Consider the following 12,299-nt stretch of genomic DNA (forward strand, 5'->3'; position numbering starts at 1 on the left):
ACAAGTGAGTCCGAAAGGCGATGCCGGCGAACGTACACACGCCGCTGCGCCGGGTAAAGTTCCCGGAGCCCAGGGCTTGCTGTTTACGGAGGATCTGCCCGTTCTCGACGAGGATGCAGGCTACCGTGGACCCACAGCCTGCAAGGCAGCCGGAATCACCTACCGGCAGCTCGACTACTGGGCCCGGACCGGCCTGGTTGAACCCGCAGTGCGCTCCGCGTCAGGGTCGGGCACGCAGCGGCTGTACGGTTTCCGCGACATCCTGGTGCTGAAGGTCGTCAAACGGCTCCTGGACACCGGCGTCTCGCTGCAGCAGATCCGCACCGCCGTCGAGCACCTGCGGGAGCGCGGCGTCGAAGACCTGGCCCAGATCACCCTGATGAGCGATGGCGCGAGTGTCTACGAATGCACCTCTGCAGACGAGGTCATTGACCTGGTCCAGGGCGGACAGGGAGTCTTCGGCATCGCCGTCGGCCGTGTCTGGCGGGAAGTCGAAGGCAGCCTTGCCCAGCTGCCGAGCGAGCATGTGGATGAGCATTCCTTCCCCGGCGATGAACTAAGCCAGCGGCGGATCGCCCGCAAGATCAGCTAGCCTGCCCAAGACCGAAGGGCAACACAAAACCAAACAAAAAACTGCAGGCGCCAGGAAACCGGAGGCCTGCAGTTTTTGTTTCTGAGCCGCCGCCCGGCTGCGGAAGCAGCGGACGGCAGGAGGGCTATCCCGCGCGGCGGATAACCCTGTTGCGGACGTTGCCGGTTTCCACGAGATTCTTCAGCAGTGCATCAAACGTAGAGGCGGCCTGCTTGGCGGATTCGCCGGGCCAGTGATGCACGGAGTGGGCTGCACCCTGGATCTGCTGCCAGTTTGCCTGCTCGGCAATGGTGGGGCTCAGCAGGAGGTCCCCGAACATCTGCTTCATTTCCGCGAGGCGGAAGGTGTGCTCGTTGGAGCCGGACCGGACCCGGTTGGCAATGATGCCCGCAGGTGCCAGGTTCGGGGCGAACTCCTTGCGGAACAGTTCCAGGGCACGCATGGTCCGTTCGGTGCCTGCCACGGAGAACAGCCCCGGCTCGGCCACGAGCAGGACACGGTTGGATGCGGTCCAGGCGATGCGGGTGAGGCCGTTCAGGGACGGCGGGCAGTCGATCAGGACCAGGCCGTAGCCGCTGACGCGGGATAGCAGGGTGGAAAGCCGCTTCAGGTCCCGCTTGCCCAGGTCCGGCCGGTCATAGATGCCGGAGAATGCAGACCCCATGGCGACGTCCAGCACCGGCGGGCGCTTGGCGTTGATGGTCCGGGTGCGGCGCTCGTTGGCCACCCAGCCGCTGGGGACAACATTGTCCGCAAGCTGGGCGCGACGGGAATTCTTGAGCATCTCGCCGATGCCGGCTTTGTCCGCTGAGGTAACCCCCAGGCCGGTGGTGGCGTCCGCATGCGGGTCAAGGTCCACGACGAGGGTGGGAATTCCAGCTGCCAGTGCAGCCGACGCCAGTCCAAGCGTCACGGAAGTTTTGCCCACGCCGCCCTTCAGACTGCTGATGCTCACTACTTGCACTTGTTGAACCAAAACCTAACGTGTCTAGGGATCACGAGCGGGGCCCTTGTGAGGCTGCATGTTCATTCTATGTGACACCCGGCGGTAACCCCTGCAGCACCTGTTTTACAGGGGTGGCGCAGAAAGGCGAACATAAGCAGTGTGACGCACTGCACCCGCAAAGCCCGAGAGTGAAATAGGGTGGGAGGGAATCCGTTCCGGGCAGCAGTATCCGGTTGCCCGGCCGCAACGATGCAGGAGAGCAATGTTCTCGAAGATATTGGTAGCCAACCGCGGTGAAATCGCTATCCGCGCCTTCCGGGCAGCGTACGAGCTCGGCGCCAAGACCGTGGCCGTATTTCCCTATGAGGACCGGAACTCCATTCACCGGCAGAAGGCCGATGAAGCCTATCTAATCGGAGACGAAGGCCACCCCGTCCGCGCATACCTGGACGTGGAGGAAATTATCCGCGTGGCAAAGGAGTCCGGCTGTGACGCGATTTATCCCGGATACGGTTTCCTGTCCGAGAACCCGCAGCTGGCCAGGGCGGCCAAGGAAGCCGGCATCACCTTCGTGGGCCCTGCAGCCGACATCCTGGAGCTCGCCGGGCACAAGGTCCACGCCCTGAACGCGGCACGCGAGGCCGGAATTCCGGTCCTGCGCTCCACCCAGCCCAGCTCGGATCCCGAGAAGCTCCTGGCCGAGGCAGAAGACATCGGCTTCCCCATCTTTGTTAAGGCGGTGGCAGGCGGCGGAGGCCGCGGCATGCGGCGGGTCGACACCGCCAAGGACCTGCCGGAATCACTCAACGCCGCCATGCGTGAGGCCGACACCGCGTTCGGCGACTCCACCGTGTTCCTGGAACAGGCGGTCCTGCGGCCGCGGCATATCGAGGTGCAGATCCTGGCCGACGGCGAGGGCAACATCATCCACCTGTTCGAGCGTGACTGCTCGCTGCAGCGCCGGCACCAGAAGGTCATCGAAATCGCACCGGCACCAAACCTGGACGAAGGCATCCGCCAGGCCCTCTACCGCGATGCGGTCAAGTTCGCCAAGGCGTTGAAATACGAGAACGCCGGCACGGTGGAGTTCCTCGTGGACACCGTCGGTGAACGCGCCGGCCAGCACGTGTTCATCGAAATGAATCCGCGCATCCAGGTGGAGCACACCGTCACCGAGGAAATCACCGACGTCGACCTCGTGCAGTCGCAGCTGCGGATCGCAGCCGGTGAAACCCTGGAGGATCTGGGGCTGCGCCAGGACGAACTGCAAGTGCGCGGTGCGGCCCTGCAGTGCCGGATCACCACCGAGGATCCGGCCAACGGGTTCCGGCCCGACGTCGGCAAGATCAGCGGCTACCGCTCCGCCGGAGGTGCCGGGGTCCGGCTCGACGGCGGAACGGTCTACGCCGGAGCCGAAATCAGCCCGCATTTCGATTCCATGCTCGTGAAGCTGACCTGCCGCGGCCGGACCTATCCGGCGGCGGTGAACCGCGCCCGGCGCGCGCTGGCTGAATTCCGCATCCGCGGGGTTTCCTCCAATATTTCCTTCCTGCAGGCCGTGCTGGATGACCCGGATTTCATTGCCGGCGATGTAGCCACCTCCTTCATCGAGGAGCGCCCCGAACTGCTCAGCGCCCGCGGCTCGGCGGACCGCGGTTCCCGCCTGCTGAACTGGCTTGCGGACACCACTGTTAACAAGCCGAACGGGGAGCTGCCGGTCCACATCAATCCCGCCGACAAGCTGCCCGCCGAGCTGCCCGAGGTCCGGCCCGGCTCGCGCCAGCGGCTGCAGGAACTGGGGCCGGAACGGTTCGCCGCCGAGCTGCGGGCGCAGCAGGCACTGGCCGTCACCGACACCACCTTCCGGGACGCGCACCAGTCGCTGCTGGCGACCCGGGTCCGCACCCGCGACCTGCTCGTGGCAGCCCCTGCGGTGGCTGCGCTGACCCCGCAGCTGCTCTCGGTCGAGGCCTGGGGCGGGGCAACCTACGACGTGGCGCTGCGCTTCCTGGGCGAGGACCCCTGGGAGCGGCTGGCGTCGCTGCGGAAGGCGCTGCCGAACATCTGCATCCAGATGCTCCTGCGTGGCCGCAACACCGTGGGCTACACGCCCTACCCCACAGAGGTGGCCGAAGCCTTTGTGCAGGAGGCAGCCGACACCGGCGTCGACATCTTCCGGATCTTCGACGCGCTGAACGACGTGGCACAAATGGAACCCGCCATCCGCGCGGTGCGGGCCACCGGCACAGCGGTCGCCGAGGTGGCCCTGTGCTATACGGGGGACATGCTGAACCCGAACGAGACGCTCTACACGCTGGACTACTACCTGGACCTGGCCCAAAAGATGGTCGACGCCGGCGCGCACATCCTGGCCATCAAGGACATGGCCGGGCTGCTGCGCCCCGCTGCCGCCGCGAAACTGGTGGCAGCGCTGCGGGAGCGCTTCGACCTGCCCGTGCACCTGCACACCCACGACACCGCAGGCGGCCAGCTGGCCACCCTGCTGGCCGCCGCCGAGGCCGGGGTCGACGCCGTCGACGTGGCCAGTGCCTCGATGGCGGGCACCACCAGCCAGCCCTCGGCGTCGTCGCTGGTGGCCTCGCTGGCCCACACCGAGCGGGACACCGGCCTGGACCTGGCTGGCGTCAGCGCCCTGGAACCGTACTGGGAGGCCGTGCGGCGGGTCTATGCTCCGTTCGAGTCCGGCCTCGCCGGACCCACCGGCCGGGTCTACCAGCACGAAATCCCCGGCGGCCAGCTCTCCAACCTCCGCCAGCAGGCCATCGCGCTGGGCCTGGGGGAGCGGTTCGAAGCAATCGAGGACATGTACACGGCAGCGGACCGGATCCTGGGCCGGCTGGTGAAGGTCACGCCGTCCTCCAAGGTCGTCGGCGACCTTGCCCTGGCGCTGGTGGGCACCAACGTCTCACCCGGGGACTTTGAGGAAAACCCGCAGAACTACGACATCCCCGACTCGGTCATCGGCTTCCTCAGCGGTGAACTCGGAAACCCGCCCGGCGGCTGGCCCGAACCCTTCCGGACCAAGGCCTTGCAGGGCCGCACCATCAAGGTGCGTGACGCCGAGCTCACCGAGGTGGACCGCGCCGGGCTGGCAGGGGACTCAGCCATGCGCCGGGAGACACTGAACCGGCTGCTGTTCCCCGGCCCGGCCAAGGAATTCGCCACCGTCCGGGAGACCTACGGCGACGTGTCAGTGCTGGATACCCGCGACTACCTCTACGGGCTCCAGCGCGGGGTTGAACATGTCGTGGAACTGGAAAAGGGCGTGCGCCTGATCGCCACCCTTGAAGCCGTGGGGGAGCCGGACGAAAGAGGCATGCGCTCGGTAATGACCACGCTGAACGGCCAGATGCGGCCGGTCCTGGTCCGTGACCGCAGCGTGCAGTCCGAGGTCAAGGTGGCCGAGCAGGCCGACCCCGCCAATCCCGGCCACGTGGCGGCGCCCTTCGCCGGTGCCGTAACCGTAACGGTGAAGGCGGGCGAGGAGGTGGCCGCCGGCGAAACCGTCGCCACGATCGAAGCCATGAAGATGGAGGCCTCCATCACGGCTCCCGTTGCCGGGACCGTGTCCCGGCTGGCGATCTCCGCCGTCGAACAGGTGCAGGGCGGGGACCTGCTGGTGGTTATCGAACCGTCCGAAAGCTAAGCCCACACCGCCGCACTAAAGCGCCCCCGGAATCCGTGGCGGATTCCGGGGGCGATTTGGTGCGGACCTAGACTGGAGTCGTGACTCACTTTGATTTGGCCATTATTGGCTCGGGCTCCGGAAACTCCCTGATCACTCCGGAGTGGGACAGTAAGAAGGTTGCCGTGATCGACGGCGGAACCTTCGGCGGGACCTGCCTGAACGTAGGCTGCATCCCCACGAAGATGTTCGTCTATCCGGCACAGCTGGCGGCGGTTCCGGGCGAAGCCGCCCGGCTGGGTGTGGACCAGACCCTGGACAAGGTGCACTGGCAGGGGATCCGTGACCGGATTTTCACCCGCATCGATGCCATCTCCGCCGGCGGGCGCCGCTACCGGGCCGAGGAGCTGGACAACGTCACCCTGTATGACCGCCACGTCCGCTTCATCAGCGAGCACGCCCTGGAAACCGACGACGGGCAGCGCATCACGGCAGACCAGATCGTGGTTGCGGCCGGCTCCCGTCCGGTGCTTCCGGATATTCCGGGCATCAACCTGCCGCAGGTGCACACTTCGGACACCGTCATGCGGATCCCCGACCTGCCCGACCGGATCCTGATCATCGGCGGCGGCTACATTGCCGCAGAGTTCGGGTTCGTGTTTTCCGCTTTCGGCGCGCAGGTGACCATGGCCGCCCGCTCCGGCCCCCTGCTGCGTGCCCTGGATGCCACCGTTGCTGAACGCTTCACGGAGGCTGCGTCGAAGGAGTGGGACGTCCGGCTGGATACCCAGGTCACCGCCCTGACCGAAAACCCAGACGGCTCCGTCCGTGCCGATCTCGCCGGACCGCAGGGAAAAGCCACGCTCGACGTCGACCTGGTGCTGGTCGCCACCGGGCGGGTGCCCAACACCGACCGCCTGGATGTCGCCGCCGCGGGCTTTGACCAGTGGCCTGACGGACGCCTCGCCGTGGACGAGTTCCAGCGTGTCCTCAAGAACGGGGCGCCGGTGGCGGGGGTCTGGGGTCTGGGGGATGTCAGCAGCGACTTCCAGCTCAAGCACGTGGCCAACCATGAAGCGCGGACGGTTGCGCATAACCTGCTGCATCCCGGCGCGCTCCGCGCCAGCGACCACCGGTTTGTGCCCTCCGCCGTGTTCAGCAGCCCGCAGATCGCCTCCGTCGGCATGACCGAGGAGGAAGCCTGCGCCGATACCGAGGCCCGGGGCGTCGAGCTGGCCCTGGCCGTGCAGGAGTACGGGTCCACCGCCTACGGCTGGGCGATGGAAGACACCACCGGGTTCGTGAAGCTGCTCGCCGAGAAGGAAAGCGGCAGGCTGCTCGGGGCGCACATCATGGGCCACGAGGCCTCGATGCTGATCCAGCCGCTGATCCAGGCCATGTCCTTCGGCCTGGACGCACACACGATGGCCTCCGGACAGTACTGGATCCATCCCGCACTGACCGAGGTGGTGGAGAACGCACTGCTTTCCCTGAAGACCGGCAAGGCCTGAGGGCCGCAGGAACACACAAGCAAGGCCGGCCCGGAAATATCCGGGCCGGCCTTGTTGCTGCAGGGATTCCTGCCGGGAGTAGCCGCTAGACCTTCTGGCCGCTGTAAATGTCGTCCACCACGGCGGAGAAGTCCTTGAGGACCTGGGCGCGCTTGATCTTCAGGGACGGGGTCAGGTGGCCGCTGGCCTCGGTGAAGTCGCTGGGGACCACGCGGAAGACCTTGATGGCTTCGGCCTGGGACACCGTCTTGTTGGCGCGGTCCACCAGGGCCTGGATTTCGCTCTGCAGCTGCTCGGTCTGGGCTGCCTCGGCCACCGTCGTGGTGGCCGGGAGCTTGTGGCGCTCCAGCCAGCCGGGCAGGGCTTCCTCGTCGATGGTGATTAGGGCCGAGATGAAGGGCTTCTGGTCGCCGACCACTACGCACTGCGAGACGATCGCGTCGGCACGGATGCTGTCTTCCATGACGGCCGGAATGACGTTCTTGCCGCTGGCCGTGACGATGATTTCCTTCTTGCGGCCGGTGATCTTCAGGAAGCCGTCGGAATCAAGCTGGCCGATGTCTCCGGTGCGGAACCAGCCGTCCTCGAAGTTCGCCTCGGTGAGGTCCGGCCGGTTGTAGTAGCCCTTCATGACGCTGACACCCTTGGTCAGGATCTCGCCGTCGTCGGCAATCTTGACCGCATTGCCGGGCAGTGGTGCGCCAACCGTGCCGATCTTGATTAGCTGCGGAGTGTTGACACTGATGGGGGCAGTGGTCTCGGTCAGGCCGTAGCCTTCCAGGACCACCACGCCGATGCCGTGGAAGAAGTGGCCCAGGCGTTCACCCAGGGGTGCACCGCCGGAGATGGCGAACTTGACCCGGCCGCCCATGGCGTCGCGGATCTTGCCGTAGAGCAGCTTGTCGAAGACCGCGTGCTTGATCTTCAGGCTCAGCGGAACCTTGCCGGTTTCCTGCGCCTTGGACCAGGCGATGGCCGTAGCCGCGCCGGCGTGGAAGATCTTGCCCTTGCCGCCGTCTTCGGCCTTGAGCATGGAGCTGTTGTAGACCTTTTCGAAGACCCGGGGGACCACCAGGATGAAGTCCGGTCGGAAGCTCTGCAGGTCCGGCAGCAGTCCCTTGACGTCGGGCGTGTGGGCCACCGTAGAGCCGGCGGCAACGCAGAGGACGGAAATGAAGCGGGCGAAAACGTGGGCGAGCGGCAGGAACATGATGGTCTGCGCACCCTCCCTCGCTACCTCCGGCTGGGCTGCTGCAGCGTTCCGCGAGAGATTCACGAAGTTCCCGTGCGTCAGTTCGCATCCCTTGGGCCGGCCCGTTGTCCCTGAGGTGTAGATGATCGTGGCGGTGTCCTCCAACGTAGCGGTGGAACGGCGCACCTCCAGCTCCTCGTCGGACACGGTGGCTCCGGCGGCGCGCAGATCGTCCAGCCCGGGGCCGTCAATCTGCCAGACATCGCGGACGGCGTCGAGGTCTTCTTCGTTGGCTGCCTGCCGGACGATGTTTTCGTGGCGGGCGGCCTCCACGACGACGCCTACCGCACCCGAGTCACTCAGGATCCAGGCGACCTGGGCCGGCGAAGAGGTCTCGTAGATCGGCACCGAAACAGCGCCGGTGTACCAGAGGGCGAAGTCGACCAGGGTCCATTCGTACCGGGTGCGGGCCATGATGCCCACCCGGTCGCCGACCTTGATCCCCGACGCGGCGAACCCCTTGGCCAGCGCCTGGACGTCCTTGAGGAATTCCGTGGCGGTGATCGGAGTCCACGTATCGCCTGATCGGACCGAGAACAGGGCGGGATTGGATGGCTTGGCCGCCTGCTCAAGCAACAGGTCGGTGGTATTGGTTTTCAGTGGAGATTCCACTAGAGGGGGGACACTGTATTCACGCACGATAGCTCCTTTGATATCCGACAGACCCGCAGACGTAACGCAGACATTATTCGACAGCCTATAACGTAGATCACATTAAATACCGGTCGGTAACTTTCGAAGCGATAACGCTTTCGCTCTTGGGGTTGACCTCTACATACAATGGGTGACTGATGCGTCCCGTTACCCCAGCGCCCGTTCCCCGTTCTTCCTCCCTGCTTTGGCAGCGCCGAACCCCTGAGTCGTTTCCGGCCCGCCGCCCGATGAGGCTTCCAAGCCCGATGCGGCGCAGGGGCTTGGCCATCGGAATCGACATCGGCGGCACCAAGGTGGCCGCTGGACTGGTCGACGGCGACGGCCGGGTCATCGCCGAGGCACGGCGGTCAACCCCGGGGCAGGACCCGCGCAAGGTGGAGGCGGTCATTGTCGACCTGGTCCGCGAGCTTTCCGCCAAGCACCACGTGTGGTCCGTCGGGATCGGCGCGGCGGGCTGGATGGACCTGGCCGGCAGCACGGTGCTTTTCAGTCCGCACCTGGCATGGCGGAACGAACCGCTGCGCGAGAACCTTGAACGCCTGCTGCGCCGGCGCGTGCACCTCGTGAACGACGCCGACGGCGCGGCCTGGGCAGAGTGGCGCTTTGGCGCCGGAATTGGCCAAAGCCGGATGGTCTGCGTCACGCTGGGCACCGGCATCGGCGGAGCGATGGTCATGGACGGCCGGCTGGAGCGCGGCAGGTTCGGTGTGGCCGGGGAATTCGGCCACCAGATCATCATGCCCTCGGGCCAGCGGTGCGAGTGTGGCAACCGGGGCTGCTGGGAGCAGTATGCCTCCGGAAACGCCCTTGGCCGTGAGGCCCGGGAACTGGCCGCCGCAAACTCGCCCGTGGCCCAGGAGCTGATCCGCGCCGTGGACGGCGACATCGGCGCCATCACCGGCGCGGTGGTCACCAAGATGGCGCTCGACGGCGACCAGGCCTGCATTGAGCTGCTGGAGGAAGTGGGGCAGTGGCTGGGCCTGGGACTGGCGAATCTGGCTGCGGCACTTGATCCGGGCATGTTTGTCATTGGCGGCGGACTCAGCGCCGCCGGGGACCTGCTGCTGGAGCCGGCCCGGCGCTCCTTCGCCCGGAACCTGACCGGCAGGGGCTTCCGTCCGGCGGCGCAGCTTGAGCTCGCGGCCTTGGGCCCGGCTGCGGGAATGATCGGTGCCGCTGACCTCTCCCGCATAGCAGCCCGGCGCTAGACTGCCGCGCCGTCGTCCTCTCGGTGCTGCGGCAACCGGAAGAGCAGGTAACCAGCCGAGGCGACGAACAGGGCGATGATGCCCAGGATGACAGGCAGTGGGGCATCCCGCCAGAACATGGCGAACAGCAGCAACAGGACCGGTCCGCCCAAGGCGCCCATCCAGGCCAGGACCACCAGCGGCTCGCCGGTGCTGAACGGGGGTGGCTCGGGAGGAACAAACTCTCCCTCCGACTCAAGCTCCCCGGGCTCGTCATAATCGCGCGGCCCGCGCGGTGACAGCGGCCTCAGGGGCTGGTTCTCGAAGATGGCCCGTGTGCGCTCCGCGGCGGAACGGGGGGAGTCCGGTATGGAATCAGGCGCAGCCCCGGGGTTTGCCGGTTCATGCGGATCGGTTCCGGTTCCGGTCCCGGAGCCGGGGGCGGTGGCGCGGCTGCCGTCGGGGTTGGTGCGGCCGCCGTGCGTTTCATCCGCGGGCATGTCCTGGAGCCTGGCGACCAGATCCAGCCAGGCCGCTTCGTCGGTGGATTCATTGTGTTCGGGTTCGCGGTCTTTCATGCTGCGGCACCTGCGCTGATCCGTTGGATGAACTGGTGGGTACGGTCGAAAACCAGGGGAGCGTCGTGGTCCATGGTGGCCACGTGATAGCTGTTTTCCAGGGCCACCACCTCGAGACGGTTCCCGAGCCGCCGGCGCAGCACCTCCATACTGGATTCGGGCACCACCGGATCCACGGTGGAGCGAAACACCAGGACCGGGGCGGTAATCAGGGGCAGCGTCGTCGTCGTGTCCCGGAAGAGCCGCAGAAGCTGGTGCACTCCGCCCACCGGCGTCCGGGCGTAAGCTCCCTCATCCTGGCCTTCCAGCTTGATGGAGTTGGCGATGGCCGGCACCGACCGCATGATGTATTTCAACCAGCCCGCGTGACGGGCGCGCGGATCATCGATTGTCAGCCCGGGATTCACCACTGCCACCCCCGCCACCGGCCGGTGGGCGGCCAAACGCAGGGCCAGCGTTCCGCCCATCGAGAGGCCGGCCACAACCACCCGGTCCGTTCGCCCCTGCAACTGTTCATAGGCGGCGTCGTACGCTCCATACCATCGCTCCCAGGATGTTCGGGCGAGCTCCTGCCAGGTAGTGCCGTGGCCCGGCAGCAGCGGCAGGCTAACCGCGTAGCCCTGATCGGAGAGGTGCCGCGCCCAGGCGGCAAGGCTGACCGGAGACCCGGTGAACCCATGGCTCAGGAGCACGCCGGTGGAGGCGTTGCCGCCATGCCCCGCAGAGGAAAAGGCGCCCGCGCCCGGTAGGGAAGTCATATCTCTATGGTTGCATTAGGCCGCCGGTTTTCCACCCCTGCGACGCCCAAAGTTGCCCCCTCTGGAAGGTCGAAATACAGCCTCGGCGGGTAGGCGCATAGAGTAGGAGGTGGGAAACCACTAAAGGTCCCCCTGATTTGTTGTGTCCGGACAGGAGAGCTGGCTTACGTGTTCTATTGGGTGATGAAGACCATTTTCATCGGGCCGGTGGTCAATCTGCTCTTCAGGCCTTGGGTCAAAGGCATGGATAACGTGCCTGAAACCGGGCCGGCCGTGCTGGTGAGCAACCATTTGTCCTTCTCGGATTCGATCTTCCTGCCGTTGGCGGTGCCGCGCCCGGTGAGCTTCCTGGCGAAGTCGGAATACTTCACCGGCAAGGGCCTCAAGGGTAAACTCACCGCTGCCTTCTTCCGGCTCGCCAACCAGCTTCCGATGGACCGCTCCGGTGGGGCAGCATCCGCCAGTTCCCTGAATGCCGGCGTTGACGTCCTGGAAAACGGCGGGCTCCTGGGCATTTACCCCGAGGGCACACGCAGCCCGGACGGCAGGCTCTACCGCGGCAAGACCGGTGTGGCGAAGCTGGTGCTCCAAACCGGGGTTCCGGTCATCCCGGTGGCCATGATCGGTACGGACAAGGTCCAGCCGATCGGCCGCAAGATCCCCAATATCCGCCGCATCGGCATCATCGTCGGTGAGCCGCTGGACTTCTCCCGGTATGCCGGGATGGAGAACGACCGGTTCATCCAGCGCTCCGTCACCGACGAGATCATGTACGAACTGATGCGTCTGTCCGGCCAGGAATATGTCGACGTTTACGCCAGCACCATGAAGGAAAAGCAGGCTGCAGCGCGAAAGGTTTCCAAGGGGGCCGAAGCACGCAGCGCGGCGGTACGCCTGCCGGAATCCGAAGCCGGGTCGGCCGGATCCGCTGAGGCGGCGTCCACGCAGGAGACTGCCGGCGGGCCCGGCGGGGCGCGCACGCGCAAGTCGGTCCGGAAGCCCGGAACCGTCACGTCTATCGGGCGCCGGAATCCGAAGCCGAAGGCGGAGGGCATCGAGCCCGAAGACACGGAGCCCCACAGCGCCTAGCCCGGCGCATGTTGCGCCCCGGAGAGGCCACGTTACGTCCGGCCACGCCGGTCTTCTGCCCCGACACCCTTATGCAAGTACGCTTA

General features: G+C 66.2%; 9 protein-coding genes. 5 read left to right on the top strand and 4 right to left on the bottom strand.

Annotated features, from left to right (window positions below; all coding sequences use genetic code 11):
- Window positions 1-4 precede the first annotated feature (4 nt).
- On the top strand, window positions 5-592 hold the full coding sequence (locus KKR91_RS06430) for a MerR family transcriptional regulator (RefSeq protein ID WP_210230876.1): 588 nt from the start codon (window positions 5-7) through the stop codon (window positions 590-592).
- 124 nt (window positions 593-716) lie between these two features.
- Here the strand turns inward: KKR91_RS06430 and KKR91_RS06435 are convergent, their stop codons facing one another.
- Entirely contained in the window at window positions 717-1,556 is an 840-nt protein-coding gene (locus KKR91_RS06435; protein WP_210230877.1) for a ParA family protein, read from the bottom strand.
- Between the two features lie 244 nt (window positions 1,557-1,800).
- On the opposite strand from KKR91_RS06435, the gene KKR91_RS06440 reads away from it, so the two are divergent.
- Together KKR91_RS06440 and KKR91_RS06445 are read left to right on the top strand one after the other, a co-directional pair.
- Window positions 1,801-5,205, top strand: coding sequence for a pyruvate carboxylase (locus KKR91_RS06440; RefSeq protein ID WP_210230878.1), 3,405 nt, complete (start codon window positions 1,801-1,803; stop codon window positions 5,203-5,205).
- 80 nt (window positions 5,206-5,285) lie between these two features.
- Window positions 5,286-6,695: a mycothione reductase gene (locus tag KKR91_RS06445; RefSeq protein ID WP_210230879.1), complete on the top strand. Its 1,410-nt coding sequence runs from the start codon at window positions 5,286-5,288 to the stop codon at window positions 6,693-6,695.
- 85 nt (window positions 6,696-6,780) lie between these two features.
- On the opposite strand, the gene KKR91_RS06450 is transcribed toward KKR91_RS06445, so the two are convergent.
- Window positions 6,781-8,586, bottom strand: a complete 1,806-nt coding sequence (locus tag KKR91_RS06450) for an AMP-dependent synthetase/ligase (protein ID WP_210230880.1) — start codon at window positions 8,584-8,586, stop codon at window positions 6,781-6,783.
- A 242-nt stretch (window positions 8,587-8,828) separates the two neighbouring features.
- On the opposite strand from KKR91_RS06450, the gene KKR91_RS06455 reads away from it, so the two are divergent.
- Window positions 8,829-9,809 (top strand): ROK family glucokinase, encoded by a 981-nt coding sequence (locus KKR91_RS06455; protein WP_210230881.1) that lies wholly within the window; start codon window positions 8,829-8,831, stop codon window positions 9,807-9,809.
- Here KKR91_RS06455 and KKR91_RS06460 read toward each other — a convergent pair.
- Window positions 9,806-10,366, bottom strand: coding sequence for a hypothetical protein (locus KKR91_RS06460; protein ID WP_210230882.1), 561 nt, complete (start codon window positions 10,364-10,366; stop codon window positions 9,806-9,808). The genes KKR91_RS06455 and KKR91_RS06460 overlap by 4 nt on opposite strands.
- Window positions 10,363-11,124: an alpha/beta hydrolase gene (locus KKR91_RS06465; RefSeq protein ID WP_210230883.1), complete on the bottom strand. Its 762-nt coding sequence runs from the start codon at window positions 11,122-11,124 to the stop codon at window positions 10,363-10,365. The genes KKR91_RS06460 and KKR91_RS06465 overlap by 4 nt, the downstream gene beginning before the upstream one ends.
- 168 nt (window positions 11,125-11,292) lie before the next feature.
- Here KKR91_RS06465 and KKR91_RS06470 point away from each other — a divergent pair, with 168 nt between their 5' ends.
- Window positions 11,293-12,213, top strand: coding sequence for a lysophospholipid acyltransferase family protein (locus KKR91_RS06470; RefSeq protein WP_210230884.1), 921 nt, complete (start codon window positions 11,293-11,295; stop codon window positions 12,211-12,213).
- Window positions 12,214-12,299 lie beyond the last annotated feature (86 nt).

The organism is Arthrobacter jiangjiafuii (assembly GCF_018622995.1).
Taxonomy (GTDB): Bacteria; Actinomycetota; Actinomycetes; order Actinomycetales; family Micrococcaceae; genus Arthrobacter_B; species Arthrobacter_B jiangjiafuii.

Excerpts from the sequence above, each read along its gene's own strand:
- KKR91_RS06460 (WP_210230882.1), bottom strand. The coding sequence starts at position 10,366 with ATGAAAGACCGCGAACCCGAACACAATGAATCCACCGACGAAGCGGCC.
- KKR91_RS06455 (WP_210230881.1), top strand. The coding sequence starts at position 8,829 with ATGAGGCTTCCAAGCCCGATGCGGCGCAGGGGCTTGGCCATCGGAATC.
- KKR91_RS06465 (WP_210230883.1), bottom strand. The coding sequence starts at position 11,124 with ATGACTTCCCTACCGGGCGCGGGCGCCTTTTCCTCTGCGGGGCATGGC.
- KKR91_RS06440 (WP_210230878.1), top strand. The coding sequence starts at position 1,801 with ATGTTCTCGAAGATATTGGTAGCCAACCGCGGTGAAATCGCTATCCGC.